Below are 26,821 nucleotides of genomic sequence, written 5' to 3' on the forward strand. Positions count from 1 at the left end.
TCCCGACATATCATTGCGCGTGATAATAACCTTCGCTGCGTTCGATTCGTGCGTCACGCGCAAGGCACTCACACTCCGCCCACTACTAATACATTGGCGGAGTTCTCCATGGATCACTCACTCAAACCCTTGCGCTTTCCCCTCGCTGCCCTGGCAGTGGTGGTGCTCAGCGCTTGTGGCCGCACCCCCGACGCCGTGCAGGCTCCCGCCGCGCCCAAAGTCAGCGTCGCCAAGGTCATCGAGCAGCCCATCAACGAATGGGACGAGTTCACTGGCCGCCTGGAAGCGCCGGAAACCGTCGAAGTGCGCCCACGGGTCTCGGGCCAGATCGACCTGGTCGGCTTCACCGAAGGTGCCCAGGTGAAGAAAGGCGACCTGCTGTTCCAGATCGACCCGCGCCCCTTCCAGGCTGAAGTGCGCCGCCTCGAAGCCCAGCTGCAGCAGGCCAAGGCCACCGCCATCCGCAGTGCCAACGAAGCCCGCCGCGGCGAGCGCCTGCGCGACAGCAACGCCATTTCCGCCGAGCTTGCCGAATCGCGCAGCAGCGCCGCCGCCGAAGCCCGCGCAGGGGTCGATGCGATCCAGGCCCAGCTCGACCTGGCCCGCCTGAACCTCAGCTTCACCCGCGTCACCGCGCCGATCAGCGGCCGCGTCAGCCGCGCCGAATTCACCGCCGGCAACATCGTCACCGCCGATGTCACGCCGCTGACCAGCGTGGTGTCCACCGACAAGGTGTACGCCTACTTCGACGCCGACGAGCGCGTGTACCTCAAGTACACCCAGCTGGCGCGCGAGGGCCAGCGTGGCCAGAGCACCCCGGTGTACCTGGGCCTGACCAACGAAACCGGCAACCCGCACCTGGGCCAGATGAACTTCGTCGACAACCAGGTCAACCCGCGCACCGGCACCATCCGCGGCCGCGCCGTGTTCGACAACCGCGACGGCCAGTTCACCCCAGGCCTGTATGCCCGCCTGAAGCTGGTCGGCAGTGCCCAGTACGACGCCGTGCTGATCAACGACGAAGCGGTCGGCACCGACCTTGGCAAGAAGTTCGTGCTGGTCATGGACAAGGACAACAAGGCCGCCTACCGCGCCGTGGAACTGGGGCCCAAGCTTGAAGGCCTGCGCATCGTGCGCAGTGGCCTGGCCAAGGACGACCGCATCGTGGTCAAGGGCCTGCAGCGCGTGCGCCCTGGCTCGCCGGTGACCCCGGAAGAAACGCCGATGGCCAGTGAACAGACCCTCGCCGCCCTCGCCCAGCAGCGCCAGGCCCTCGAGGCCAGCAACCCGGCGCAGAAGGTAGCCGGCTCCACCGAAAAAGTCGCCAGCGCCCAGGCGCCACGCGGTTAAGGGACCCCACCGATGAACTTCTCGAAATTCTTCATTACCCGGCCGATCTTCGCCGCGGTGCTGTCGCTGGTGCTGCTGATCGCGGGCTCGATCTCGCTGTTCCAGTTGCCGATCAGCGAGTACCCCGAAGTGGTGCCACCCACCGTGGTGGTGCGCGCCAACTTCCCCGGCGCCAACCCCAAGGTGATCGGCGAGACCGTCGCCGCGCCACTGGAGCAGGCCATCACCGGTGTCGAGAACATGCTGTACATGTCCTCGCAGTCCACCGCCGACGGCAAGCTGACCCTGACCATCACCTTCGCCCTGGGCACCGACCTCGACAACGCCCAGGTGCAGGTGCAGAACCGCGTCACCCGGACCCAGCCCAAGCTGCCGGAGGAAGTGACGCGGATCGGCATCACCGTCGACAAGGCGTCGCCCGACCTGACCATGGTCGTGCACCTGACCTCGCCGGACAACCGCTATGACATGCTCTACCTGTCCAACTACGCCATCCTCAACATCAAGGACGAACTGGCGCGCCTGGGCGGCGTCGGTGACGTGCAGCTGTTCGGCATGGGCGACTACTCGCTGCGCGTGTGGCTCGACCCGAACAAGACCGCTTCGCGCAACCTGACCGCCAGCGACGTGGTGGCGGCCATCCGTGAGCAGAACCGCCAGGTCGCCGCCGGCCAGCTGGGCGCCCCGCCCGCCCCCGGCTCGACCAGCTTCCAGCTGTCGATCAACACCCAGGGCCGCCTGGTCAATGAAGAAGAGTTCGAAAACATCATCATCCGTGCCGGTGCCGATGGCGAAATCACCCGCCTGAAGGACATCGCCCGGGTCGAGCTCGGTTCCAGCCAGTACGCCCTGCGCTCGCTGCTGAACAACCAGCCGGCGGTGGCCATCCCGATCTTCCAGCGCCCAGGCTCCAACGCCATCGAGATCTCCGACGAGGTACGGGCGAAGATGGCCGAGCTGAAGAAGGACTTCCCGGAAGGCATGGACTACAGCATCGTCTATGACCCGACCATCTTCGTACGCGGCTCCATCGAAGCAGTGGTACACACCCTGTTCGAAGCCCTGGTGCTGGTCGTGCTGGTGGTGATCCTGTTCCTGCAGACCTGGCGTGCCTCGATCATCCCGCTGCTGGCCGTGCCGGTATCGCTGATCGGTACCTTTGCCGTGATGCACCTGTTTGGCTTCTCGCTCAACGCCCTTTCGCTATTCGGGTTGGTGCTGGCCATCGGTATCGTGGTGGACGACGCCATCGTCGTGGTGGAGAACGTTGAGCGCAATATCGGGCTGGGCCTTAAACCGCTGGAAGCCACGCAAAAGGCCATGGGCGAGGTGACCGGCCCGATCATCGCCACGGCCCTGGTACTGTGCGCGGTGTTCGTACCTGCTGCGTTCATTTCCGGCCTCACCGGGCAGTTCTACAAGCAGTTCGCGCTGACCATCGCCATTTCCACCGTGATCTCGGCGTTCAACTCGCTGACCCTGTCGCCGGCCCTGGCTGCCGTGCTGCTGAAGGACCACCATGCGCCCAAGGACCGTTTCTCGCGGTTCCTCGACAAGCTACTCGGCAGCTGGCTGTTCGCGCCGTTCAACCGCTTCTTCGACCGTGCCAGCCACCGCTACGTCGGCGGCGTGCGCCGGGTCATCCGATCCAGCGGCATCGCCCTGTTCGTCTATGCCGGCCTGATGGGCCTGACCTACCTGGGCTTCTCGTCCACACCGACCGGTTTCGTGCCGGCGCAGGACAAGCAGTACCTGGTGGCCTTCGCTCAATTGCCCGACGCAGCCAGCCTTGACCGCACCGAGGCGGTGATCAAGCGCATGAGCGAAATCGCCCTGAAGCAACCCGGGGTTGCCGACTCGGTGGCCTTCCCGGGCCTGTCGATCAACGGTTTCACCAACAGCCCCAACAGCGGCATCGTGTTCACCCCGCTCAAGCCGTTCGACGAGCGCAAGGACCCGAGCCAGTCGGCGGCGGCCATTGCGGCTGCACTGAATGCCCAGTTCGCCGACATCCAGGATGCCTACATCGCGATCTTCCCGCCGCCGCCGGTACAGGGCCTGGGCACCATCGGTGGTTTCCGCCTGCAGATCGAAGACCGTGGCAACCTGGGCTACGAAGCGCTGTACAAGGAAACCCAGAACATCATCGCCAAGAGCCACAACGTGCCGGAACTGGCGGGCCTGTTCACCAGCTACCAGGTCAACGTGCCCCAGGTCGATGCCGCCATCGACCGGGAAAAGGCCAAGACCCACGGCGTGGCGATCACTGACATCTTCGACACCCTGCAGGTCTACCTGGGCTCGCTGTACACCAACGACTTCAACCGCTTTGGCCGCACTTACCAGGTCAACGTCCAGGCCGAACAACAGTTCCGCCTCGATGCCGAGCAGATCGGCCAGTTGAAGGTGCGCAACAACCTCGGCGAGATGATCCCGCTGGCGACCTTCCTCAAGGTCAGCGACACCTCCGGGCCAGACCGCGTCATGCACTACAACGGCTTCATCACCGCAGAAATCAACGGCGCAGCAGCCCCCGGCTACAGCTCCGGCCAGGCTGAAGCTGCGATCGAGAAGCTGCTGAAGGAGGAATTGCCCAACGGCATGACCTTCGAGTGGACCGACCTTACGTACCAGCAGATCCTCTCGGGCAACACCGCGCTTCTGGTCTTCCCGCTGTGCGTGCTGCTGGCCTTCCTGGTGCTGGCCGCCCAGTACGAGAGCTGGAGCCTGCCGCTGGCGGTGATCCTGATCGTGCCGATGACCCTGCTGTCGGCCATCACCGGGGTGATCGTCTCCGGCGGTGACAACAACATCTTCACCCAGATCGGCCTGATCGTACTGGTGGGCCTGGCATGCAAGAACGCGATCCTGATCGTCGAGTTCGCCAAGGATGAACAGGCCAAGGGCCTCGACCCGCTGGCTGCGGTGCTGGAAGCCTGCCGCCTGCGCCTGCGGCCGATCCTGATGACCTCGATCGCCTTCATCATGGGCGTGGTACCGCTGGTGTTCAGCTCCGGTGCCGGCTCGGAAATGCGCCATGCCATGGGTGTGGCGGTGTTCTCGGGGATGATCGGCGTGACCGTGTTCGGCCTGTTCCTGACCCCGGTGTTCTTCTTCCTGATCCGCCGTTTCGTCGAGCGCCGCCAGGCCCGCAAGGCCGAGCACGCGCACGTGCTGGAGAACCACGCATGAACCTGCTCAAACCGCTGACCCCGAGCCTGTTGGCGCTGGCCCTGGCGGCCTGCGCGGTCGGCCCGGACTACAAGACCCCGGCCACCGAACCCGCGCATTTCGACAGCGCTGATGTAAAGGCCAAGGCCTTTGACCGTAGCCGCTTCGAAAGCGTGTGGTGGAAGCAGTTCGACGACCCGGTGCTGAACCAGCTGGTGCAGGCATCGCTGGACGGCAACCGCGACCTGCGCGTGGCCTTCGCCCGGCTCAAGTCGGCACGGGCGATCCGTGATGACGCTGCCAACGACCAGTTCCCGGTGGTCACCAGCCGCGCCAGCAGCGAGATCGGCAAGGGGCAGATTCCCGGCCAGACCACGCAGCGGGTCAACCAGGAACGTTACGACCTGGGCCTGGACATGGCCTGGGAGCTTGACCTGTTCGGCCGCATCCAGCGCCAGATCGAGGCCAGCGAGGCCCAGGAAGCAGCCGCCCAAGCCGACCTGCAACAGCTGCAGGTCAGCCTGATCGCCGAACTGGTCGACGCTTATGGCCAGCTGCGCGGGGCGCAACTGCGCGAGAACATCGCCGTGGCCAACCTCAAGACCCAGCAGGAGTCACGCACGATCACCGTGACCCTGCGCGACGCCGGGGTTGGCAACGAACTCGACGTGGTACGCGCCGATGCCCGCCTGGCGGGTGTCGAAGCCACCGTACCGCAACTGCAGGCCGAACAGGCCCGGGCCCGGCACCGCATCGCCACCCTGCTCGGCCAGCGCCCGGACGCGCTGAGTGTCGACCTGTCGCCCAAGGCCCTGCCGGCCATCGCCAAGGCTTTGCCGGTGGGTGACCCGGGCGAGCTGCTGCGCCGCCGCCCGGATATCCGCAGCGCCGAACGCCAGCTGGCGGCGGCCACCGCCAACGTCGGGGTGGCCACCGCCGACCTGTTCCCGCGGGTGAGCCTCAGCGGCTTCCTCGGCTTTACCGCCGCCCGTGGCTCGCAGATCGGCTCCTCTGCGGCCAATGCCTGGGCGCTGGGCCCAAGCATCACCTGGGCCGCCTTCGACCTGGGCAGCGTGCGGGCCCGCCTGCGCGGTGCCAAGGCTGACGCCGAAGGCGCCCTGGCCAACTATGAGCAGCAGGTGCTGCTGGCCCTGGAAGAGTCGGCCAACGCCTTCAGCGACTACGACAAGACCCAGCAGCGGCTGTTGTCACTGATGCGCCAAAGCGATGCCAGCCGCAAGGCGGCTGACCTGGCCTCGGTGCGTTACCGCGAGGGCACGGTGGACTACCTGGTGCTGCTCGATGCCGAACGCGAGCGCCTGAGCGCCGAAGACGCCCAGGCCCAAGGTGAGGTCGAGCTGTATCGCGGCATCGTCTCGATCTACAAGGCCCTCGGCGGCGGCTGGCAACCGGAGACCGTCGCCAGCGCACGCTGACCCGCCCCGTTTCAACGACTCCTTTGGTTGGTTCCTCCCCCAACCGTTTGCCCCGCTGGCCCTGGCCTGCGGGGCTTTTTTATTGCCCCTTGGCGCCCCTGCAGCTTGCAGCCCAGGGCATTCTGCCCCAAGCTCTGCCTTCCCACCGCCTTGGATCGCTGCACCCGATGCCCAGACGCCACAGCTACCTGATCGCCGTACTGCTGCTGATTCTGGTGTCGATCGCCATCGTTTTCCTGCGCCGCGACGACAAGCCCGCACCACCGGTGCTGCCGCCACACAGCTACGGCAAGGCACTGCGCCAGGCACATGACGGCCTGCCCGGTGCCGCCCGGGTGCTGTACCAACAACTGCAGCGCGATGACCTGACGCCGATCCGCCGCGCCGCACTCTATGCCGAGCTGCCCAACTACCCCTCGCCGCAGGCGCTGAAACTGGCCCGCCTGGACCTGGAAAACGACGACCCGCTGGTGCGCCGCGCAGCCATTGCCAGCATCCGCAAGCTGCTGCCGCCTTCTCAGCGCAGCCTGGTGTTGGGGCCCCTGCTGGATGATGACGAACAAAGCGTGCGCTTCGCCGCCGTGGATGCCTTGCTCGGCCTCGACCCGGATGCCATCGGCCTGTATTTCGGCCCGTTGCAGACCGCGCTGGAGCAATACCAGCAGGCACTGGAAAAACAACCTGACGACGCCGAGGCCCAGGTGCACCTGGCGCGCCTGTACCTGCACGAAAACGATTACGACCAGGCCGCCGCAGCCCTGCAACGCAGCCTCGCGGTGGCCCCGGATGGCCTCGACGCCCTGGCCACCCAGGTGCGCCTGCTGGAGCGCCAGGGCCATCACGATCAATCCCGCCAGGTGCTGGCCAAGGCCCTGGCACTGCGCCCGGACTCGGCGTTCCTGCAGTACGAGCTGGGGCTGTGGCTGATCCGCCATGACCAGCGCGAATATGCCCTGCTCGCCTTGTCGCGCGCGGTGGAGCTGGAGCCGGAAAATGCCGATTACCGCTACACCCTGGCGGTGACCTTGCACGAGCTGGATCAGTCCGATGCCGCGCAAAAGCAACTGGAAACACTGCTCAGCCGCCAGCCAGCCAACCGTCGGGCGCGGGTGCTGCTGATCCAGTACTGGAAAGAAACCGGCCAACTGCAGAATGTGCAGGTCCTGCTGGCTGAGCTGGAGCGGCAGAACCCGGACGACCCCTTCCTGCAACAGGGGCTGTAGATTGCGTTGAACCCCGGGCCAGTGCCCGTGGTCCAGTGGTTATCGGACCCTCTCAGGTGGCAAGGACGCAGTCCGACCTTGCCGACCGTTTCAGGAGAATCACATTGGCCAGTTCGTTGTCGATGGACGAACGTGCTGTGATCCTGGCTCCGGATCAGCTTGCCAACAATACGTCGAAGTTGTTGGCGGCTGCCGGTGTCGACTGCCTGCGCGCGCAGGATGTTGCCAAGCTGGAAGCCTGCCTGATCGAAGGCGCAGGGCTGGCGATCATCGCCGAACAGGCCCTCAACGGCGAGGCGGCCATCCTCTTGCAGGACTACATCGACCAACAACCCCCGTGGTCGGACCTGCCCATCGTGCTGTTGACGCCTACACCAGCGGCCACCCCCTCTGCCGCCAACCTTGGCCTGGGCAACCTGACCCTGCTCGGCGTGCCTTTTGACGATGGGCGCTTGCTGCACCTGGCCCAGGCCGCGTTGCGCAACCGGCGCCGCCAGTACCTGGCACGCGATCAGATGCTCGACCTGCAACAGCGCCTGGATGCGCGTAGCGAGGAACAGCGTGTCATCGACCAGGCCGTGCAGCAGACCCGTAAAATGGAGGCGATTGGCCAACTGGCCGGCGGGGTGGCGCATGACTTCAACAACCTGCTGACCAGCATCGGTGGCAGTTTCGAGCTGATCGACCGGCGCCTGAAGCATGGCCGCACCGATGGCGTCGAAGGGATCCTGCGCATGGGCCAGCAAGCCGTGTCACGTGCCGCGGTGCTTACCCACCGTCTGCTGGCGTTTTCGTCCAGGCAATCGCTGCACAGCCAGCGCATCGACCTGCTTGAGCTGCTGCAACCGCAGCGCCTCGAAGCCATCCTTGACCAAGGCGTAAGCCTGCAACTGGACCTGCCCGCAAACCTCTGGGCCGTGCAGGCGGACGACGAGCAATTGCGAGAGGCGGTGAACAACCTGCTGGTCAATGCCTGCGAAGCCATGCCCAACGGGGGGGTGTTGCGCATCGAAGCCAGTAACCAGCAGGTGGACGCGCAGCGGCTCACCAGCGGCGGGCTGGATACAGGTGCCTACGCCCGCCTGAGCATCATCGATGACGGCCAGGGCATGTCACAGAGCACCCTGGAGCACGCATTCGAGCCCTTCTTCAGTACCAAACCGGTGGGCCAGGGGATTGGCCTGGGCCTTTCGATGGTCTACGGCTTCAGCAAGCAGTCCCATGGCCATGTGGCCTTGTTCAGCGAGATCGGCCACGGCACACGGGTCGACCTTTACCTGCCTCGCCACCTTGATCCGCAGCCATCCCAGGCCCCCGAACCGCGCCCTGCACCTGCCGGTAAAAGCCGTCATGTGCTGGTGGTCGAGGATGATCCCCATGTCCGCGAACTGCTTTGCCAGTCGTTGCGGGACGAGGGTTATCCCTGCCGCAGTGCCAGCAACGCCAACGAAGCCTTGCAACTGCTGCGTTCAGCGCAGGCGATCGACCTGCTGCTCAGCGATGTCGGCCTGCCGGGCATGAATGGCCGGCAGCTGGCCGAGATCGCCCGCACGCTTCGCCCGCAGCTTCCGGTGCTGTTCATCACCGGATACGCCGAGACGGCCATGACGCGCGAAGGGTTTCTCGCGCCAGGCATGCAACTGATCTGCAAGCCGTTCGAGCTCAAGCAGCTGCAGGCACAGGTAGCCAGCATGCTGGGTGAGCCCTGAGCCCGTTCAGTCGCTCAACATCAGCAGGGCCTGGTTCATCAGGCTGGCCAAGGCGAAAGGCTTGAGCATCAGCGCCGTACCTGGCGCCTCGGACAGTTGCGGCTCCAGCGGTTGATCGTTGAAGCCGGTAATGAGCAGAATCTTCTGGTCCGGCTCGACCATGCGCATCGCCCTGGCGACCTGTCGCCCACTGAATCCACCGGGCAGGCCGATGTCGGTGATCACCAGGTCGAAGGGGCCGTGGTGGCGGAAGCGATCGAGCGCCGAGTTCGCATCCCTCACATCGCACACGTCGAAACCACGCTCCTGAAGGTATTCCTTCATCACCGAACGCAGGTTGTCCTCGTCATCCACCAGCAACACGCGTTGGCCACTGGCCCGTGTTACGGCGGGTACCGGTTGCGGGGGCTCCTGCGCGATGTGTTCGAAGCAACGCGGGAACAACATACAGACCTTGAGGCCGTGATCAGGCGCTGATTCGAGCCAGACGTGGCCACCCGACTGGCCGACGAAGCCATAGACCATCGGCAGCCCCAACCCGGCGCCATGGCCCATGGGCTTGGTGGTGAAGAAGGGTTCGAACGCACGAGCCAGGTCCGTTTCCGGCATGCCGTGACCGTCGTCCGTGACATACACGGCGACGTAGTCACCCGGGGGCAAGCCGTGCTCATCGGGGAACGGGGCCTCAAGGCGCTTGTTGATCGTGCGCAGTGTCACCACGCCGCGCCCAAGGCAAGCCTCACGTGCGTTGGCGAACAGGTTCACCAGGGCATTCTCGAGTTGCGCACTGTCCAGGCAGAGGGTCCAGGGTTCTACATCCAGCCCCCAGTCCACCCGCATTTCAGCCCCCAGCACCTGGCGCAACAAAGGCTCCATGGCGCTCAGCTGGCGATTGATGTCCAGTGGCCGGGGTGACAGCGGCTGATGGCGGGAGAATGCCAGCAGACGGTGCGTGAGCGTCATGGCGCGTCGCACCGAGTCACTGGCCAGCGTCACATAACGGTCGAGGTGCTCCAGGCGCCCTTGGTCCATGCGCCGCTGCAAGAGCTCCAGGCTGCCGCCGATGCCCGACAGCAGGTTGTTCATCTCGTGGGCCATGCCACCTGCAAGGTGGCTGACGGCGTCCAGGCGCTGGGTTGCCTGTAACAGGGTGTCGGAATGGCGCAAGGCATCTTCATGGTCTTGGGAAATATCACGCCCGACGGCAGTCAACAGCGTGCCGTCGAAACTGGCCGTCCAGCGGAACAAGCGGTAGTGCCCGTCCTTGTGGCGCAAGCGCGTCTCGAACTGCTCGCCCCCCCGACCGTGAAGGAACTCCATCACTGCCACCTCCACCTCGGCCCTGTCGGCAGGATGGACCAGCTCCGGGAGCGGTTTACCGCACACCTCGACTTCAGCCCAGCCCAGCGCGCGCTGCCAGCTTGGGTTGGCCGCTTGCAGCCGCATGTCGCGGGTAATGACGATCATGGCATCGCGGGACAGCTGCCAGATGTGATCGCGGTCGGCCATCACACGCTCGATCTGGCGCTCGAACGCCAACGCCTGCTCGCGCCATGTGTCATGCGAATCGATGCTGGCGCTGGTATCGATCACCGTATGCAGAAACCCCGCCACCTCATGTTGCTCATCGCGCAACGGTGTGTAACTGAACGCGTAGCAGGCTTGCCTGCCCGTTCGCTTGCACGGTAGCCACAGCGGCTGATCTTCGACAAAGTTCGAGGCACCTTCGAGCGCCTCCGCAAGCTATGCTCAATAGGTTTTCCCCGCGCCAAGGAACGCATCGCCCTTCAACGACAGACCAGGGAGCGTGGTGATGAGCAAGAAGATTCTGGTTGTACTGACCAACACGGCCAAGTACCCGACCCTGAAGCGGGCCACAGGTCTGTGGCTGGGTGAAGCGGTGCATTTTGTCGACGTCGTGCAGCAAGCCGGGTACCCCGTCGACTACGTGAGCCCTGAGGGCGGCTATGTGCCAATCGACCCGCACAGCCTGCAATTGGCCCCGGAGCTGGACTGGCAATGGTACGACGACAAATCATTCATGAACCGTCTGGGCGCATCGTTCAGCCCGGGCAAGGTCAGGGCAGATGACTACTGCGCCATCTACTACGCGGGTGGCCACGGGGTGATGTACGACTTCCCGGACAACCAGCCGTTACAGGAACTGGCACGCAGGATCTACGAAAGCAATGGCATCGTTGCCGCCGTCTGTCATGGCGTGGTCGGCCTGTTGAATATCAAGCTCAGCGACAACAGCCTGTTGCTCAAGGACCGGAAAGTCACCGGTTTTTCCAACACCGAAGAAAAACTGGCAGAGCTGGACAAGGTGGTGCCCTTTCTCACCGAAAACGAACTGGGTGCGCGGGGTGGCATCTACAGCAAGGACGAGGACCCATGGAAACCGTTCGTGGTGCAGGACGGCCGGCTGATCACCGGGCAGAACCCCGCCTCCACGGCCCTGCTGGCCGAAACGGTCGTTGCTGCATTGAAGCAGTAATGAGTCCTACAGCTTGGCGGCGTAGATCGCAAAACACGCAAGCTTTTTGGATTACAGCTGGCGCTGTGATTGGCTCATAGGCTCTCCACTGGGCTGTCCATCTCGGGCAGTTCGGGAAATGGGGGCTGGACACTCATGTCAAGAATCAAGACTGCAGGGCAAAGCCTGGTAGAACTGTTGCTGACATTGGCAATCAGTTTGCTGCCAGTCGGATCCGGGCTGATGATCATGTTCTATCAGCATGACAAGAAACTAGAAGAAACCGCGCGAATCTCTGTCAGCGAGGCCATCTATTCGGTGGACCTCGCACTGGATCGAATACACGCGTCGGCGGCGGCCGCAATGAAGTTGGCAGGGGCTGCCTGCGAGAGCGCCCAGGCGCAATTGCATGATCAGATTGCAAATGCGCCGCACCTGCGCTCGCTGGCGTTGACCGTTGACGGCCGCACCTATTGCAACACCTTGAAAACGCCGTACCCAGCGGACAGCATATTCCCGGATGCAACGTCGCAATTCCGCCTGGCGCTGGACCCGCCTGCAACACCCAATTCAGTGCTGCTCGCCTACCAACTTCGCGAAGATAATCTGGGGGTTATAGCCACGACCTACGGGATGCTGCTGCGCAAAGAGCTGCGTGCGTTTCAGACCGGGCTGACGTTGTTGCTCGAATTCGGAGACTTATACATCTGGACCGACGGCGACAGTCGCGATCCGGTGCGCCCCTCACAAGCCGAATTCTTCCAGGAAGGTGTTTCGAAGAAATACGGTTATACCGTCAAGGCAGGCTATGCCCAGGGCTATTCGGCACGCGAGACGCGCCTGATGATGAAACAACTGTTCCCTTCCCTGGGGCTGGTCGGGATCATCACCGGCGCGATCACCTACTGGGGCATGTTCAGGCAACGTAGCCAGCGTACGCGTAGCGCCGCCAGCCAAGACTGACAGCGCCACGTTTCACTCACTCATTCGGCATTGAGCACGCCACGACGCACCTGATCACGCTCGATGGACTCGAACAGCGCCTTGAAGTTGCCTTCACCGAAGCCGTCATCACCTTTGCGCTGGATGAACTCGAAGAATACCGGGCCGAGCAGCGTTTCCGAGAAAATCTGCAGCAGCAGACGCTTGTCGCCCGGCTCGGAAGCGCCGTCCAGCAGGATACCGCGAGCCTGCAGCTGGTCGACCGGCTCGCCATGCCCTGGCAGGCGTTCTTCGAGCATTTCGTAATAGGTTTGCGGCGGCGCGGTCATGAAGCGCATGCCCAGGCCTTTCAGTGCATCCCAGGTCTTGAGCAGGTCATCGGTGAGGAAGGCCACATGCTGAATGCCTTCGCCGTTGAACTGCATCAGGAACTCTTCGATCTGCCCGGCGCCCTTGGACGACTCTTCATTGAGCGGAATGCGGATCATGCCGTCAGGCGCGGTCATGGCCTTGGAGGTCAGGCCGGTGTACTCGCCCTTGATGTCGAAATAGCGAATCTCGCGGAAGTTGAACAGCTTCTCGTAGAAACCGGCCCAGTAAGCCATGCGCCCGCGATAGACGTTGTGGGTCAGGTGATCGATGATCTTCAGCCCTGCCCCTTGCGGATTGCGGTCGACGCCTTCGATGAAATTGAAGTCGATATCATAGATCGAACTGCCTTCATCGAAACGGTCGATCAGGTAGAGCGGTGCCCCACCGATGCCTTTGATGGCCGGCAGGCGCAACTCCATCGGGCCGGTTTCGATCTCGACCGGCTGAGCCCCCAGTTCCAGGGCGCGGGCGTAGGCTTCATGGGCGTTGCGCACGCGGAACGCCATGCCGCACACCGACGGCCCATGCTCGGCAGCAAAGTACGAGGCGATGCTCTTGGGTTCGTTGTTGAGGATCAGGTTGATGCCACCCTGGCGATACAGGTGCACGTCCTTGGAGCGGTGCGTGGCTACCTTGGTGAAACCAAGGATCTGGAATACCGGTTCCAGGACGCCCGGCGTCGGCGAAGCCAGTTCGATGAATTCAAAGCCCATCAGACCCATCGGATTATCAAAGATATCAGCCATGTTCGTACCCTCATCTGCAGCGAAAATTAGTGAATGCGTAGGATGTGGAACGGCAATGGCGGAGAGCACGGGATACCGCGCACGCTGCGGGCGAGGAAGTCACCTATGATCAGCTTGAACCCATGGTATGTCATATGGACCCATTCTCGGCGGGGGTGATTCCTTCAAAAGCGAAGGACTTTATTGTTGTATTCGTAAATCGATTCTACATTGCGTAAATTGCTTTGTCGCGCATTAGTTCGCCACCGCTGCCGACATACGGCTATCCTCAGCACGTCAGTCATCAGGAAGATCACCCCGGCATGCCTCTCACGGTCAAACGTCCCGCTCGCTGGAGCTGGCGCACGCTGCTGCCCTGGATCGTCGGCGTGGTGCCGCTCGCCTGCGGGCTGGCGGTCATGAACTGGCAGATCGAGCGTGAACTGCGCGCCACCAGCCAGGCGACAGCGCGCCAGGTGGTCGAGCATGTCGATCATATTCTAGACAACCTCGCCAATGCCGCGCAGGCGCTGTTGCCGCTGGCGGGCCGCCCCTGCGCGGACGCTGAGCTGGCCTTGCGTAGCCAGGTCACGCGCAATGCCTTCGTGCGTTCGACCAACCTGTTCCAGCACCATAACCTGTACTGCAGCTCGCTGTTCGGCGACTTCGACGAGCCCGTCGAGGCCAATGACTACACCGATGGCCGGCTATGGCTGATGAATGGCAACTCGGTAACGCCCGGCCATGCCTTGCTGGTGTACCGGGCCAGCGCTGGCGATCACGGTGCGATCACGACCGTGGATGGCGATCACCTGCTCACCGCGTTGCGCCTGATAGGCCCGGAGGAAGCCTTGCAGATCCGCGTTGGCAAGGCCTGGATGGGCAAGGACGGCGTGGTGCATGACGGTACTCCACCGGTTGCCGCCGTCGCCGATGTGACGTTAGGCTCAACCCGTTACCCGTTCAGCGTGCACGGTGGCTACGAAGCAAGCAAGCAAGGCGAGCTGCTGCGCAGCCACTACCCGGCCCTGCTCAGCCTGCTGCTGGTGCTCGGCGTGGTGGCTGGCAGTGCCTGCCGCTGGCAGATTCGCCGGGCCAGTTCACCCCGCGCCGAACTGCATCGGGCCCTGGAGGCGGACGAGTTTCTGCCGTATTTCCAGCCGGTGGTGCGCAAGGGTGACTACCGCTGGGCCGGGGCCGAAGTGCTGATGCGCTGGAACCACCCCCGTGAAGGCCTGGTACGCCCGGACCTGTTCATCCCCTACGCCGAACACAGCGGCCAGATCGTCGCCATGACCCGGGCCCTGATGCTGCACACCGCGCAGAGCCTTGCGCCCTATGCCGCGCTGCTGGAAGACGGCTTCCACATCGGCATCAACATTACCGCCGACCATTGCCGCGACCTGAGCCTGCTCGACGACTGCCATACCTTCCTCCAGCATTTCCCCCCTGGGCGGGTAAGGCTGACCCTGGAGCTGACCGAACGCAAGCTGATCGAAGCCACACCGGTAGCCCTGGAGCTATTCGCCAAGCTGCATGACATGGGGGTGATGATTGCCCTGGATGACTTCGGCACCGGTCAGTCGAGCCTCAACTACCTGCGCCAGTTCAAGGTCGACTACCTGAAGATCGACCAGAGCTTCGTGGCCATGATCGGTGGCGACGCGTTGTCGCAGCACATTCTCGACAGCATCATCGAGCTGTCCGGCAAACTGGGCCTGGGCATTGTTGCCGAAGGGGTGGAAACCGACGTCCAGCGAGACTACCTGGCGCGCTTCGGGGTGGACTTCCAGCAGGGCTACCTGTTCGCCCGGCCAATGCCAGCGGACGAGTTCCTCAGTGCACTCGCCGCACGCCCGGGTGCTGCGCGGTTGCCGCAGGGCGCGCCCCCTGAGATCATGCGCGGCTGATCCACCCGCTCACTCCCCTATCCGAGGCATTCGTGTCAAAAGGCATTATTTCGTCGGTCATGGCGTCCTGTCTGTTCGCCGTGATGTATTTCTATACTTCCCTGCTTTCGCCGCTCGATGGCGAAGAGATCTTTGGCTGGCGCACGCTGCTGACGCTGCCCTGCCTCACGCTGTTCATGCTGGTCAGCAAAGACTGGAAGCGCGTCGGCGAATTGCTCGCCCGCGTGCGCCAGACGCCGATTTTGCTGCTGGGCATGGTCGGTACTTCGTGGCTGATGGGTGTGCAGCTGTGGCTGTTCCTCTGGGCGCCGCTGCATGGGCGCAGCCTGGAAGTGTCGATGGGCTACTTCCTGCTGCCGCTGGCGATGGTACTGACCGGGCGGCTGGTCTACGGCGAGCGCCTGTCACGCCTGCAGAAAGTGGCGGTCAGCTGCGCCGCACTGGGCGTCGGGCACGAGCTGTACCAGCATGGCAGCTTCGCCTGGGAGACCTTGCTGGTGATGATCGGCTACCCGATCTACTTCGTCTTGCGCCGACGCTGCCGCACCGACCACCTGGGTGGCCTGTGGTGCGACATGTGCCTGTTGCTGCCATGGGCTGTGTACTTCGTCACCCAGGGGCCGTTGTCGACGGCCGACCTGCACCAGCACCCAGGCCTCTACGGGCTGATCCCGCTGCTCGGAGCGATCAGCGCCTGTGCACTGATCGCCTACGTGCTGGCCAGCCGCCTGTTGCCGTTCAGCCTGTTCGGGCTGCTCAGCTACGTCGAGCCGGTGCTGCTGGTGGGTGTTGCCCTGCTGCTGGGCGAAACCATCGGCCCGGATCAGTGGCTGACCTACCTGCCGATCTGGGCCGCCGTGCTGGTGCTGGTGCTCGAAGGCTTCAAGCACCTGCTGCGTCAGCGTCGGCGTTCGGTGTAAGGCGCACCTGGCGCACCCGGCGCTCCTCCACCGCCACCACGGTCATGCTCCAGCCGTTCCAGGCCAGCTGATCACCCACCACCGGCAGGCGGTCCAGCAAGCTCATCACCAGGCCCGCCAGGGTCTGGTAGTCCTCGGTGGCGCGGGCGCTGAAACCGGTACGTGCCTGGACCTGGCTCAGGTTCAGGGCGCCACTGACGACAAAGCCGCCCCCCTCCTCGACGATCGCCGGCCCCTCTACCTCACTGGCATCCGGCAACTCGCCAGCGATCGACTCAAGGATATCGGTCATGGTCAGCAGGCCGGTGAAATCACCGAACTCGTTGATCACGAACGCAATGTGCGTCGACTGGCTACGCATCTGTTCCAGGGCGTTGAGGATGCTGAAGCTCTCCAGCAGGTTCAACGGCGCCCGAGCCATGCGCTCGAGGTCCGGCTGGCTGCCGGACAGCCACTCCTTGAGCAGCTCCTTCTTGTGCACGAAGCCCAGCGGTTCCTCGATATGGCCATCGCGAATCAGTGGCAGGCGCGAGTACGGCGAGTTGGCCAGTGCCTCGGTGATGGCCTGCGCCGGCTGCGCCAGGTCGATCACGTCGACCTCGGCCCGCGCGGTCATCACCGTGCGGATCGGCCGCTCGGCCAGGTTCAGCACGCCGCTGATCATCACCCGCTCACGGCGGTCGAACAGCACCTGCTCTTCGCCCCCTTCGACCAGGTCGGCAATTTCATCGCCCACTTCATCAGCCTCGACCCGGCGGCCACCCAGCAGGCGCAGCACGGCATGCGCGGTACGCTCACGCAGTGGCCGGTGCTGCTGCAGGCTGCGCTTGCGGCGGGCACGGGCCAGCTGGTTGAACAGCTCGATGAGGATCGAGAAGCCGATGGCCGCGTACAGGTAGCCTTTCGGAATATGGAAGCCCAGGCCTTCGGCGGTCAGGCTGAAACCGATCATCATCAGGAAGCCCAGGCACAGCATGATTACCGTCGGGTGGGCGTTGACGAAGCGGGTCAGCGGCTTGCTGGCGACAATCATGATGCCGATCGAGAAGATCACCGCGATCATCATCACCGACAATTCTTCGACCATGCCGACGGCCGTGATCACCGCGTCCAGCGAGAACACCGCATCGAGCACGACGATCTGCGCCACGATCGGCCAGAACGCGGCATGGCGTACTGCACCACTGGCTTGCGTGACGTGCCCTTCCAGGCGTTCGTGCAATTCCATGGTGGCCTTGAACAGCAGGAACACACCACCGAACAGCATGATCAGGTCACGGCCAGAGAAGCTCTTGCCGAACACCTCGAACAGCGGCGCGGTAAGGGTGACCATCCACGAGATACTGGCCAGCAGGCCCAGGCGCATGATCAGCGCCAGGCTCAGGCCGATGACCCGCGCACGGTCGCGCTGATGCGGCGGCAGCTTGTCGGCCAGGATGGCGATGAACACCAGGTTGTCGATACCCAGCACCAGCTCGAGGACGATAAGCGTCAACAGGCCCAGCCAGGCCGTAGGGTCGGCTAGCCATTCCATTAGCGGGTACTCACGAAGGAAGCGTCACGAGGACGGCGGGAGGATGGCCGGGAGGGCCGGGGACTGGGGGGCTCCGCGAAGGTGCTCATATAGACCTTGATCGAAAATAGGGAAGAAGATCCTACAAGCACAGCAGGTTTTTCTGATAGTGCGAAACTATTACAAAAGCTGTAACAGCATCGCAGGGGATTATTCTTCAATACCCGCGCCGTTTGAGGCCGCAGGATGGCGGCCTCGTCCAACACACGGAGTTTCGGAAAATGAGCCTGTCCCTTTCCATGGCCGCTTTCGCCCTTGCCGCATCGATCTCTCCCGGGCCAGTCAATGTCGTCGCCCTTGGCAGCGGTGCCCGTCATGGCTTGCGGGCGAGCCTGTGGCATGTCACGGGTGCGACGCTGGGCTTCTGCCTGCTGCTGGTGCTGGTTGGCCTGGGTGTGCACGAACTGCTGTTGCAATGGCCGCTGCTGGGCGTGGCACTGCACTGGGGTGGCGTGGCGTTTCTGCTGTACCTGGCGTGGAAACTGGCCAGCGATGATGGCCAGCTGGGCGGGACCGGCCAGCAGCAGGCACCTTCGGCCTGGCATGGCGCGGCCATGCAATGGCTGAACCCCAAGGCCTGGCTGGCGGCGGTAGCGGGCGTGGGTGCCTATACCGGGGGCGAACAGCAACTGTTGTGGTTGTTCACCTGGATCTACGGGCCGATCTGTTTCGTTTCGGTGGCCTGCTGGGCCTGGGCCGGGAGTGTGGTCCGGCAGTATCTGCACGAGCCACGGTATCTCCAGTGGCTGAATCGGGGGCTGGCAGTGCTGCTGGTGGGCAGTGCGGCCTATCTGCTCATCTGATGCCGCCCGCGCGGTAATGCCCGGGTGTCGCCGCCAGGTGCTGCTTGAAGGCGCGCTGCAGATGCGCCTGGTCGCAAAACCCTGCCTCCAGTGCCACCTCGGCGATCGCCCGGCCACGGCGCAGTTGTGCACGCGCCTGTTGCACCCGCTGGTCGAGCAGGTAGCCATGGGGCGTCAGGCCGAAGCGCTGGCGGAACGCACGAATCAGGTAGGACCGGGACAGGCCGCACGCCGCACAGATATCTGCAAGGCTCAACGGGTCGCTGCGGTGCGCACGAATGAACGCCGCCGCCGCATCCAGGGGTGGATGCTCACTTCGCACCTCGTGCACACGGGTGCGCAGATAGCCCGGGAGGTCTGTGAAAAAAGCCAGCAGCCGTGCTTCTCGATCGCTCAGTTCAGCATCGAACAGGTCGGCAAACAGTTGCAGCAGCCGGCTGTACAACCCGGCACAGGTGCTGAAGGTCTGCGCTGGCAGGGCGAAGCCCCGAGCCTGCAACCACGGCATGTCGACGAACAGCATCAGGTACGACCACGGCTGCCCGGCGATCGGGTTGCACGTGTGCACCACACCTGGGTTCATCAGCACCGTGGTACCGGCCATCACCTCGCGCTGGCTGGCACCGCTCAGGTAGGTACTGCGCCCCCCGGTGATCACCCCGATGGAAAAGCTCTCATGGGAATGGGCGGCGTAGCAGACCTTGCGCCCGTCCCCCACGCGCCGGGCTTCGACGAAGGGCAATGCCGGATCCCGCCAGAACCGCGACACCTCGATCATCGCCCTGCCCTCATTCGCCGTCGTGGTGCACCACCACCAGCAGCTGCGCCGGCTGCTCGCCGACCGAGCGCAGGCGGTGTGGTGTCTGGGCGTTGAAGTGCAGCGCATCACCCTGCGCCAGCAACACCCGCTCGTTCATGAAGTCGACCTCCACCTGGCCGGCGTGGACGAACAGAAACTCCTCACCTTCATGCTCCTTGAAGGTCGGGTCGCTGAATTCGGTCGGCGGCTGGATCAGGAACGGCATCAGGCTGCGCTGCCCGACCTGGTTGGTCAACGCCGCATAGCCCGGCCCGTGGCCATCGCCCACCAGCGCCTGGCGCTCGCCCTGGCGCACCAGGCTGTAGCGGCCCTGCCCGGCCTGCTCCTCGGCGAACAGCTCCTCGACGTTGACGTTCAGCGCCCGCGCCAGCTTCAGCGCAGCAGCGATCGACGGCGTGTTCAGGCCGCGCTCCACCTTGGACAGGTAGCTCTTGGTCATGCCGGATTTATCGGCCAGCGCCTCCAGCGTGACACCCAGTTTCTTTCTCAACAGTTTCAATCGGTTAGACATGCGACGCGCTTTTTCCCGGTTCCACAGGCTTGCTTATGACACTTTGTGTCATATAGGATTATTTGTGTCATGCGCTAACCCGTTGCTCAACCGACCAAAGCTTCGCAGCGGGCCAGCGCCGACATCGCTCATCACGCCACAGAGGAATCCCCAATGGCCAAGACCCTGACACACAGCAAGGACCAACTGGTCCAGCAGGCGCTGACGCAGATGCAAGGCTCGCTTGCCGATAATACGTGGACTGTACGGGAAAAGCTGGCCCTGACCTGCCGAATTCTGTTCGATCACGGCCACGACTCCGGTCTGGCCGGGCAGATCAGCGCCCGCGGCCCGCAACCCGGCACCTTCTACACCCAGCAGCTGGGGCTGGGTTTCGACGAAATCAGCGCCAGCAACCTGCTGCTGGTGAATGAGGACCTTGAAGTGCTCGAAGGCCAGGGCATGCCCAACCCGGCCAATCGCTTCCACAGCTGGGTATACCGCGCCCGTGCAGATGTGAACTGCATCATCCACACCCACCCGACCCACGTAGCCGCCCTGTCGATGCTGGAAGTCCCACTGCAGGTTTCGCACATGGACCTGTGCCCGCTCTACGACGATTGCGCATTCCTCGAAGCCTGGCCGGGCGTGCCGGTGGGCAATGAGGAAGGCGAGATCATCAGCGCCGCGCTGGCTGACAAGCGCGCCATCCTGCTTTCGCACCATGGCCAGCTGTCCACCGGCACCAGCATCGAGCAGGCCTGCGTGTACGCCCAGCTGATCGAGCGCGCCGCGCGCCTGCAGTTGCTGGCGATGGCGGCCGGCACCATCAAGCCCATCGACCCGGCACTGGGCCGCGAAGCCCACGACTGGATCGACCGGCCCAAGCGCCATGCCGCCGCCTTCAACTACTTTGCCCGGCAGAGCCTGCGTGCGCACGCCGACTGCCTGAACTGATCCCAGAACGCCTTGCTTGCGGAGCCCAAAACATGACCAGCGAATTCCACGGCATCATCGGCTACACCATCACCCCCTTCAGCGCCGGTGGCGAACAACTCGACCTGCCCGCACTGGGGCAGTCCATCGAACGCCTGATCGACGGCGGCGTGCAGGCCATCGCCCCGTTGGGCAGCACCGGCGAAGGGGCCTACCTCAGCGACAGCGAATGGCAGCAGGTGGCCGAGTACAGCCTCGCCCAGATTGGAAAACGTGTGCCCAGCATCGTCAGCGTCTCCGACCTGACCACGGCCGGCGCCGTGCGCCGCGCCCGCTTTGCCCAGGCCCATGGCGCCGACGCGGTGATGGTATTGCCAACCGCCTACTGGAAGCTCAGCGAAGCCGAGATCCTCCAGCACTACCGCGCCATCGGCGACGCCATCGATATCCCGATCATGCTCTACAACAACCCTGCCACCAGCGGCACCGACATGCCGGTGGAGCTGATCCTGCGCATCGTCCGCGAAGTGGCCAATGTGACCATGGTCAAGGAAAGCACGGGCGACATCCAGCGCATGCACAAGCTGCAACTGCTTGGCGAGGGCCAGGTACCGTTCTACAACGGTTGCAACCCGCTGGCGCTGGAAGCGTTCGTGGCCGGGGCCAAGGGCTGGTGCACGGCGGCACCGAACCTGATTCCGGCGTTGAACCAGGCGCTGTACCAGGCGGTACTCGAGGGAGACCTGACGCAGGCCAGGGCGCTGTTCTACCGGCAACTGCCGTTGCTCGACTTCATTCTGAAAGGCGGGCTGCCCGCGACCATCAAAGCGGGCTTGGGGCTGACCGGCTTGCCGGTGGGTGAGCCACGGCGACCGGTGTTCGGGCTGGATGAGCCAGGGCGCGCGACCTTGGCGGCATTGTTGCAAGGACTCGGCATCAAAGACTGACGTGTTTCTCCTGTGGGAGCGGGCTAGCCCGCGAACACCGGCGAAGCCGGTGCCAGGCACTGCAGCGCCTGCTTCGCGGGTCAAGCCCGCTCCCACAAAAGTCAGTCGTCTCAGCCTTTACCTCATGGCATCACCGGCGGCACATACTGCAACGTGGTACCCAGCGCCCACAGCAACACCAGCACCAGCGGCACATGCACCAGCAACTGCACGAACGAGAAGCCGATCAGGTCACGCGCCTTCAATCCCAGCACGCCCAGCAGCGGCAGCATGTAGAACGGGTTGATCAGGTTCGGCAGCGCCTCGGCGGCGTTGTAGATCTGCACCGCCCAGCCCAGGTGGTACTGCAGGTCGTTCGCCACCAGCATCACGTACGGTGCTTCGATGATCCACTTACCACCGCCGGACGGGATGAAGAAGCCCAGCACGGCGGAGTACACGCCCATCAGCAGCGCATAGGTGTCATGGGTGGCGATCTGGGTGAAGAACAGCGAAATGTGGTGGGCCAGGGTCTGTTCATCCACCCCTTTGACCTGGGTGAGGATCGCGGCGATCGAGCCATACAGCGGGAACTGGATCAGCACCCCGGTGGTGGTCGGCACGGCACGCGCCACGGCATCGAGGAAGCTGCGCGGGCGCCAGTGCAGCAAGGCACCGAGCATGATGAACAGCAGGTTGTAGGTGTTCAGCCCTGAAATGGCGGTGATCGCCGGCTTGGTGGCGAACTCCTGGTACAGCCAGCCGCCGGCCAGGGCCACCAGCATCAGGATCAGGATCGGGCTGTGCTCCAGCCACTCGCCTGGGCGGGTGCGCTTGGGGGCTGGCGGCGCGGTGAAGCTGGGGTCGACGCCGCAATCTTCGGCGCTGCGCGCACTGGTCGGGCCAGGTGCCGTGGCATAGGCGATCACCAGCGAGACGATCACCAGGGCCGCCAGCATCACCCCGGACTGCCAGAGGAAAATGGTATCGGTAAACGGGATCACGCCGGTGATCGACAGGATAGAAGGCGGCAGGCTGGCCGGGTTGGCCTGCAACTGCGCGGCCGAGGACGACAGGCCCAGCGCCCAGACGGCCCCCAGGCCCAGGTACGCAGCGGCACCGGCGGCGCGGTAATCCATCTTCAGTTCAGTGCGGCGGGCCAGGGCACGGACCAGCAGGCCGCCAAACACCAGCGACAGGCCCCAGTTGAGCAGCGAGGCCAGCATCGAGATCAGCGCGACCCAGCACACCGCCGAGCGGCCATTGCTGGGGATGCGCGCCAGGCGGTCGATCAGGCGGGCGGCGGGTGGCGAGCTGGCCACCACATAGCCGCCGATGACCACGAAGGCCATCTGCATGGTGAACGGGATCAGGCTCCAGAAGCCATCGCCAAAGGCCTTGGCCGTGTCGGTCGGCTTGGCACCCATGGCCAGGGCGCCGATGCACACCAGCAGCACGGCCAGGGCAGCGAATACCCAGGAGTCGGGGAACCAGCGCTCGGCCCAGTTGGAACAGCGCAGGGCAAAGCGGGCGGAGCGGCTGTCTTGGATTTCAGCGGCCACGGTTACTTCCTTTTATTGGTTTTATCGGATTTTTCTGCAGAAGCGCAAAAACCCTGTGGGAGCGGGCTTGCCCGCGAATGCGGCGGTGAATGTACCGACGCATTCGCGGGCAAGCCCGCTCCCACAGGTATAACGTGTACCTTCTATGTCAGAAGGTCATTTCCTTCACATCGTCCGGCACGATCAGCTTGCCGGCGGTTTTCTCGATGATTTCTTCAACGCTCACCCCCGGCGCAGTCTCGCGCAGGATGAAGGCGCCGTCTTCGATCTCCAGGTAGGCCAGGTCGGTCAGCACCTTGCGGATGCAGCCGGCACCGGTCAGCGGCAGGCTGCAGCGCGGCAGCAGCTTGGACTCGCCATCCTTGGAGGCGTGGGTCATGGTGACGATGATGTTCTCGGCACCGGCCACCAGGTCCATGGCGCCGCCCATGCCCTTGACCAGCTTGCCGGGGATCATCCACGAGGCGATGTTGCCTTCCACGTCCACTTCGAAAGCGCCCAGCACGGTGAGGTCGACGTGACCGCCACGGATCATGGCGAACGATTGCGCCGAGTCGAAGATCGACGCGCCACGGCGGGCGGTGACGGTCTGTTTGCCGGCGTTGATCATGTCGGCATCGAGGGTGCTTTCGGTAGGGAATTCGCCCATGCCGAGCAGGCCGTTCTCGGACTGCAGCATCACGTCCATGTCGGCCGGCACATAGTTGGCCACCAGGGTGGGGATGCCGATGCCGAGGTTGACGTAGTAGCCGTCCTTCAGTTCACGGGCGACGCGTTGCGCCATCTGTTCGCGGGTCAGTGCCATGGTCAGGATCTCTTTGTTGTTCTGATGGACGGCGCTCAGGCCTTGACGGTGCGCTTTTCGATGCGTTTTTCGAAGGTGCCGACGATCACCCGATCGACGAAGATGCCCGGGGTGTGGATTTCGCTGGGCAGCAGCACGCCAGGCTCGACGATCTCTTCCACTTCGACCACGGTGATCTTGCCGGCAGTGGCCGCCAGCGGGTTGAAGTTCTGTGCGGTGTTGCGGTACACCACGTTGCCGTAGTGGTCGGCCTTCCAGCCCTTGACGATGGCGAAGTCGCCGGTGATGGACTCTTCGAGGATGTACTTGCGGCCCTTGAACTCGCGCACTTCCTTGCCGTCGGCAACCGGGGTGCCGTAGCCGGTGGCGGTGTAGAAGGCCGGGATGCCGGCGCCGCCGGCACGCATCTTCTCGGCCAGGGTGCCTTGCGGGGTCAGCTCGACCTCCAGCTCGCCGCTGAGCAGCTGGCGCTCGAATTCGGCGTTTTCGCCGACGTAGGAGGCGATCATCTTGCGGATCTGCCGGTCTTCCAGCAGCACGCCCAGGCCAAAGCCGTCGACACCGCAGTTGTTGGAGACCACGGTCAGGCCCTTGACACCACGGCGCTTGATTTCGGCGATGAGGTTTTCGGGGATGCCGCACAGGCCGAAGCCGCCGGCCAGTACCGTCATGTTGTCGGTCAGGCCTGCCAGGGCCTCTTCATAGGTTGCTACGCGCTTGTCCAGTCCGGCCATGCTGATCCGCCTTTTGTAGTTGTTGAACCGACGAGGCTGTCGGTGAGCGTGTGCAGCCATCTTCACCGCTGGCGACTGATTTGTTAATTTTGTTTTCATCATCGATTGATAACTTTTCCAAAACAGCGACCGAGGCTGTCATGAACGTCAAGCAACTGCGCGCCTTCGTCACTGTCGCCAAGTACCAGAGCTTCGCCCAGGCCGGCGAACACCTGCATGTGTCACAACCGGCCCTGAGCCTGACCATCAAGGCCCTGGAGGACAACCTCGGCGGCGCCCTGCTCACCCGCACCACCCGCAGCGTCAGCCTGACCGCCGAGGGCGAGGTGCTGCTGCCGCTGGCCCGGCGCCTGCTGGCCGACTGGGATGACACCGAAGAGATGCTGCGCCAGCGCTTCACCCTGCAGCTTGGCCGTGTCTCGGTGGCGGCCATGCCGGCCTTTGCCGGCAACCTGTTGCCGCATTCGCTCAAGGTGTTCCGCCAGCGGTACCCCAAGGTCAACGTCACGGTGCATGACGTGATCAACGAACAAGTACTGGAACTGGTGCGCCATCGCCGCGTCGAACTGGGCATCGGCTTCGAGCCGGAAAACACCGAAGGCCTGAACTTCCACCCGCTGTACATGGACCGTTTCGTCGCCGTGGTGCCGGCCGACTCACCGCTGGCCACGCAAACCCAGGCGACCTGGGCGCAACTGCTGGCGGAGGACTTCATCGCCTTGCAACGCCCGTCGGCGGTGCGCCTGCTGCTCGAGCAGTACGTCGCGGCACGCCACGGCAAGCTGGCGGTGGCGTTCGAAAGCCACCAGCTGTCGACCATCGGCCGCATGGTCGCCAGCGGCCTGGGCGTCAGCGCGGTACCGGCGCTGTGTATCAACCAGATGCAAGAGCTCGGCGCGCGGTGCGTGACACTGGTCGAGCCCGCCGTGGAACGGCGCATCGGCGTGATCGCGCTGGCCGATCACAAGCTTTCCACCGCAGCCCAGGCGCTGCTCGAGGTACTGCTTTCCCATACCCAGACTCCGGAGGTGACATGCGTTACGTGAAACTGGCAGGTTGCAGGGTGCCGGCCATTGGCCAGGGCACCTGGTACATGGGCGAAGACCCGGCCCGCAAGGCCGCCGAAGTGAGCGCCCTGCAACAAGGCATCGAACAAGGCCTGACCCTGATCGACAGCGCCGAAATGTATGCCGAGGGCGGCGCCGAGCAAGTGGTCGGCCAGGCTATTGCCGGGCGCCGCGACCAGGTGTTCCTGGTCAGCAAGGTCTACCCGCACAACGCCAGCCGACGTGGCGTGCCTGACGCCTGCGAACGCAGCCTGAAGCGCCTGGGTACCGATATGATCGACCTGTACCTGCTGCACTGGCGGGGCCAGTATCCGCTTGAGGAAACGGTCGAGGCATTCGAGCGCTTGCGCGAGCAGGGCAAGATCCGCCATTGGGGCGTGTCCAATTTCGATGTGGATGACCTGCGCGAGCTGCACAACCCGGAATGCGCCACCAATCAGGTGCTGTACAACCCGGCGCAGCGCGGCATCGAGTTCGACCTGTTGCCGTGGAGCCGCCAGCGCGGTTTGCCGACCATGGCCTACTGCCCGCTGGCCCAGGCCGGGAAGCTGTTGCAGCACCCGGTGCTGAGCGAGATCGGCGAACGCCATGGGGCGACGCCGGCGCAGGTCAGCCTGGCGTGGGTGACCCGGGAGAGTGATGTGATTGCCATCCCCAAGGCGGTGTCAGCGGAGCATGTGCGGTTGAATGCGGCTGCCGGGGCATTGACCTTGACCAGTGAAGACCTGCGCGCGATCGACCGGGCGTTTCCTGCGCCGACGCGCAAGCAGCATCTGGCGATGGTCTGACAGACCGAGTTGACCCCTTCGCGGGCAAGCCCGCTCCCACAGGAATTCAATAACCTTCAGGTTCAGTGATCTCTTGTGGGAGC

At 64.0% G+C, this 26,821-nt stretch carries 22 protein-coding genes; 14 read left to right on the forward strand and 8 right to left on the reverse strand.

Annotated elements, in window-relative coordinates; all coding sequences use genetic code 11:
• The first annotated feature begins 108 nt into the window (after positions 1 to 108).
• From mexE to CAF78_RS19345, 5 genes are all read left to right on the forward strand, one after another.
• Positions 109 to 1,350 (forward strand): multidrug efflux RND transporter periplasmic adaptor subunit MexE, encoded by a 1,242-nt coding sequence (gene mexE, locus CAF78_RS19325; protein WP_085676912.1) that lies wholly within the window; start codon positions 109 to 111, stop codon positions 1,348 to 1,350.
• Positions 1,351 to 1,362: 12 nt separating this feature from the next.
• Positions 1,363 to 4,542, forward strand: a complete 3,180-nt coding sequence (locus CAF78_RS19330; protein ID WP_085676913.1) for an efflux RND transporter permease subunit — start codon at positions 1,363 to 1,365, stop codon at positions 4,540 to 4,542.
• The gene (locus tag CAF78_RS19335) at positions 4,539 to 5,957 is read left to right on the forward strand and encodes an efflux transporter outer membrane subunit (protein ID WP_085676914.1); all 1,419 of its coding nucleotides are present in this window, start codon (positions 4,539 to 4,541) and stop codon (positions 5,955 to 5,957) included. Before CAF78_RS19330 ends, CAF78_RS19335 begins: the two co-directional genes overlap by 4 nt.
• A gap of 167 nt (positions 5,958 to 6,124) precedes the next feature.
• Positions 6,125 to 7,180, forward strand: a complete 1,056-nt coding sequence (locus CAF78_RS19340) for a HEAT repeat domain-containing protein (protein WP_085676915.1) — start codon at positions 6,125 to 6,127, stop codon at positions 7,178 to 7,180.
• A 104-nt stretch (positions 7,181 to 7,284) separates the two neighbouring features.
• Positions 7,285 to 8,889 (forward strand): response regulator, encoded by a 1,605-nt coding sequence (locus CAF78_RS19345; protein ID WP_085676916.1) that lies wholly within the window; start codon positions 7,285 to 7,287, stop codon positions 8,887 to 8,889.
• 6 nt (positions 8,890 to 8,895) lie between these two features.
• On the opposite strand, the gene CAF78_RS19350 is transcribed toward CAF78_RS19345, so the two are convergent.
• Positions 8,896 to 10,584, reverse strand: coding sequence for a PAS domain-containing sensor histidine kinase (locus CAF78_RS19350; RefSeq protein WP_085676917.1), 1,689 nt, complete (start codon positions 10,582 to 10,584; stop codon positions 8,896 to 8,898).
• A 118-nt stretch (positions 10,585 to 10,702) separates the two neighbouring features.
• Between CAF78_RS19350 and CAF78_RS19355 the strand changes: the two genes are divergently transcribed.
• Both CAF78_RS19355 and CAF78_RS19360 read left to right on the forward strand, forming a co-directional pair.
• Positions 10,703 to 11,386: a type 1 glutamine amidotransferase domain-containing protein gene (locus tag CAF78_RS19355; RefSeq protein WP_085676918.1), complete on the forward strand. Its 684-nt coding sequence runs from the start codon at positions 10,703 to 10,705 to the stop codon at positions 11,384 to 11,386.
• A gap of 135 nt (positions 11,387 to 11,521) precedes the next feature.
• Positions 11,522 to 12,328 (forward strand): CSS-motif domain-containing protein, encoded by an 807-nt coding sequence (locus CAF78_RS19360; RefSeq protein WP_085676919.1) that lies wholly within the window; start codon positions 11,522 to 11,524, stop codon positions 12,326 to 12,328.
• Between the two features lie 20 nt (positions 12,329 to 12,348).
• On the opposite strand, the gene hppD is transcribed toward CAF78_RS19360, so the two are convergent.
• A complete protein-coding gene (gene hppD / locus CAF78_RS19365) occupies positions 12,349 to 13,425 on the reverse strand; it encodes a 4-hydroxyphenylpyruvate dioxygenase (RefSeq protein WP_085676920.1) in 1,077 nt (358 codons plus the stop codon).
• Positions 13,426 to 13,727: 302 nt separating this feature from the next.
• Here hppD and CAF78_RS19370 point away from each other — a divergent pair, with 302 nt between their 5' ends.
• Positions 13,728 to 15,314, forward strand: coding sequence for a cyclic diguanylate phosphodiesterase (locus CAF78_RS19370; RefSeq protein WP_085676921.1), 1,587 nt, complete (start codon positions 13,728 to 13,730; stop codon positions 15,312 to 15,314).
• 32 nt (positions 15,315 to 15,346) lie between these two features.
• Positions 15,347 to 16,234: an EamA family transporter RarD gene (rarD, locus tag CAF78_RS19375; RefSeq protein WP_085676922.1), complete on the forward strand. Its 888-nt coding sequence runs from the start codon at positions 15,347 to 15,349 to the stop codon at positions 16,232 to 16,234.
• Here rarD and CAF78_RS19380 read toward each other — a convergent pair.
• Entirely contained in the window at positions 16,197 to 17,768 is a 1,572-nt protein-coding gene (locus CAF78_RS19380) for a TerC family protein (RefSeq protein ID WP_085676923.1), read from the reverse strand. The genes rarD and CAF78_RS19380 overlap by 38 nt on opposite strands.
• 260 nt (positions 17,769 to 18,028) lie before the next feature.
• On the opposite strand from CAF78_RS19380, the gene CAF78_RS19385 reads away from it, so the two are divergent.
• Complete coding sequence (locus CAF78_RS19385) at positions 18,029 to 18,610, forward strand: LysE family translocator (RefSeq protein WP_085676924.1); 582 nt, start codon at positions 18,029 to 18,031, stop codon at positions 18,608 to 18,610.
• Here CAF78_RS19385 and CAF78_RS19390 read toward each other — a convergent pair.
• Positions 18,603 to 19,388, reverse strand: a complete 786-nt coding sequence (locus CAF78_RS19390) for an AraC family transcriptional regulator (RefSeq protein WP_085676925.1) — start codon at positions 19,386 to 19,388, stop codon at positions 18,603 to 18,605. The genes CAF78_RS19385 and CAF78_RS19390 overlap by 8 nt on opposite strands.
• Before the next feature lie 10 nt (positions 19,389 to 19,398).
• Positions 19,399 to 19,941: a helix-turn-helix domain-containing protein gene (locus CAF78_RS19395; RefSeq protein ID WP_085676926.1), complete on the reverse strand. Its 543-nt coding sequence runs from the start codon at positions 19,939 to 19,941 to the stop codon at positions 19,399 to 19,401.
• A 153-nt stretch (positions 19,942 to 20,094) separates the two neighbouring features.
• Between CAF78_RS19395 and CAF78_RS19400 the strand changes: the two genes are divergently transcribed.
• Together CAF78_RS19400 and CAF78_RS19405 are read left to right on the forward strand one after the other, a co-directional pair.
• Positions 20,095 to 20,877 (forward strand): aldolase, encoded by a 783-nt coding sequence (locus CAF78_RS19400; protein ID WP_085676927.1) that lies wholly within the window; start codon positions 20,095 to 20,097, stop codon positions 20,875 to 20,877.
• A 32-nt stretch (positions 20,878 to 20,909) separates the two neighbouring features.
• Positions 20,910 to 21,803, forward strand: a complete 894-nt coding sequence (locus CAF78_RS19405; protein WP_085676928.1) for a dihydrodipicolinate synthase family protein — start codon at positions 20,910 to 20,912, stop codon at positions 21,801 to 21,803.
• 122 nt (positions 21,804 to 21,925) lie between these two features.
• On the opposite strand, the gene CAF78_RS19410 is transcribed toward CAF78_RS19405, so the two are convergent.
• From CAF78_RS19410 to CAF78_RS19420, 3 genes are all read right to left on the reverse strand, one after another.
• Positions 21,926 to 23,344 carry a short-chain fatty acid transporter gene (locus CAF78_RS19410; RefSeq protein WP_085676929.1) on the reverse strand — a complete coding sequence of 473 codons (1,419 nt, stop codon included), beginning with the start codon at positions 23,342 to 23,344 and terminating at the stop codon, positions 21,926 to 21,928.
• Positions 23,345 to 23,492: 148 nt separating this feature from the next.
• A complete protein-coding gene (locus CAF78_RS19415; RefSeq protein WP_027916751.1) occupies positions 23,493 to 24,149 on the reverse strand; it encodes a CoA transferase subunit B in 657 nt (218 codons plus the stop codon).
• A gap of 35 nt (positions 24,150 to 24,184) precedes the next feature.
• Positions 24,185 to 24,883 carry a CoA transferase subunit A gene (locus CAF78_RS19420; RefSeq protein ID WP_085676930.1) on the reverse strand — a complete coding sequence of 233 codons (699 nt, stop codon included), beginning with the start codon at positions 24,881 to 24,883 and terminating at the stop codon, positions 24,185 to 24,187.
• Positions 24,884 to 25,023: 140 nt separating this feature from the next.
• Between CAF78_RS19420 and CAF78_RS19425 the strand changes: the two genes are divergently transcribed.
• Positions 25,024 to 25,929, forward strand: coding sequence for a LysR family transcriptional regulator (locus CAF78_RS19425; RefSeq protein WP_085676931.1), 906 nt, complete (start codon positions 25,024 to 25,026; stop codon positions 25,927 to 25,929).
• The gene (locus CAF78_RS19430; RefSeq protein ID WP_085676932.1) at positions 25,917 to 26,738 is read left to right on the forward strand and encodes an aldo/keto reductase; all 822 of its coding nucleotides are present in this window, start codon (positions 25,917 to 25,919) and stop codon (positions 26,736 to 26,738) included. Before CAF78_RS19425 ends, CAF78_RS19430 begins: the two co-directional genes overlap by 13 nt.
• The last annotated feature ends 83 nt before the right edge of the window (positions 26,739 to 26,821 follow it).

Source organism: Pseudomonas sp. R28(2017), from assembly GCF_002112505.1.
GTDB lineage: Bacteria > Pseudomonadota > Gammaproteobacteria > Pseudomonadales > Pseudomonadaceae > Aquipseudomonas.

What these genes read in the sequence shown, in the direction of transcription:
- CAF78_RS19355 (WP_085676918.1), top strand. Translation starts at nt 10,703, where the DNA reads ATGAGCAAGAAGATTCTGGTTGTACTGACCAACACGGCCAAGTACCCG.
- hppD (WP_085676920.1), bottom strand. Translation starts at nt 13,425, where the DNA reads ATGGCTGATATCTTTGATAATCCGATGGGTCTGATGGGCTTTGAATTC.
- CAF78_RS19430 (WP_085676932.1), top strand. Translation starts at nt 25,917, where the DNA reads ATGCGTTACGTGAAACTGGCAGGTTGCAGGGTGCCGGCCATTGGCCAG.
- CAF78_RS19330 (WP_085676913.1), top strand. Translation starts at nt 1,363, where the DNA reads ATGAACTTCTCGAAATTCTTCATTACCCGGCCGATCTTCGCCGCGGTG.
- CAF78_RS19380 (WP_085676923.1), bottom strand. Translation starts at nt 17,768, where the DNA reads ATGGAATGGCTAGCCGACCCTACGGCCTGGCTGGGCCTGTTGACGCTT.
- CAF78_RS19395 (WP_085676926.1), bottom strand. Translation starts at nt 19,941, where the DNA reads ATGTCTAACCGATTGAAACTGTTGAGAAAGAAACTGGGTGTCACGCTG.
- CAF78_RS19400 (WP_085676927.1), top strand. Translation starts at nt 20,095, where the DNA reads ATGGCCAAGACCCTGACACACAGCAAGGACCAACTGGTCCAGCAGGCG.
- CAF78_RS19370 (WP_085676921.1), top strand. Translation starts at nt 13,728, where the DNA reads ATGCCTCTCACGGTCAAACGTCCCGCTCGCTGGAGCTGGCGCACGCTG.
- CAF78_RS19385 (WP_085676924.1), top strand. Translation starts at nt 18,029, where the DNA reads ATGAGCCTGTCCCTTTCCATGGCCGCTTTCGCCCTTGCCGCATCGATC.
- CAF78_RS19335 (WP_085676914.1), top strand. Translation starts at nt 4,539, where the DNA reads ATGAACCTGCTCAAACCGCTGACCCCGAGCCTGTTGGCGCTGGCCCTG.
- CAF78_RS19340 (WP_085676915.1), top strand. Translation starts at nt 6,125, where the DNA reads ATGCCCAGACGCCACAGCTACCTGATCGCCGTACTGCTGCTGATTCTG.
- mexE (WP_085676912.1), top strand. Translation starts at nt 109, where the DNA reads ATGGATCACTCACTCAAACCCTTGCGCTTTCCCCTCGCTGCCCTGGCA.
- CAF78_RS19415 (WP_027916751.1), bottom strand. Translation starts at nt 24,149, where the DNA reads ATGGCACTGACCCGCGAACAGATGGCGCAACGCGTCGCCCGTGAACTG.
- CAF78_RS19425 (WP_085676931.1), top strand. Translation starts at nt 25,024, where the DNA reads ATGAACGTCAAGCAACTGCGCGCCTTCGTCACTGTCGCCAAGTACCAG.
- CAF78_RS19390 (WP_085676925.1), bottom strand. Translation starts at nt 19,388, where the DNA reads ATGATCGAGGTGTCGCGGTTCTGGCGGGATCCGGCATTGCCCTTCGTC.
- CAF78_RS19360 (WP_085676919.1), top strand. Translation starts at nt 11,522, where the DNA reads ATGTCAAGAATCAAGACTGCAGGGCAAAGCCTGGTAGAACTGTTGCTG.
- CAF78_RS19405 (WP_085676928.1), top strand. Translation starts at nt 20,910, where the DNA reads ATGACCAGCGAATTCCACGGCATCATCGGCTACACCATCACCCCCTTC.
- CAF78_RS19420 (WP_085676930.1), bottom strand. Translation starts at nt 24,883, where the DNA reads ATGGCCGGACTGGACAAGCGCGTAGCAACCTATGAAGAGGCCCTGGCA.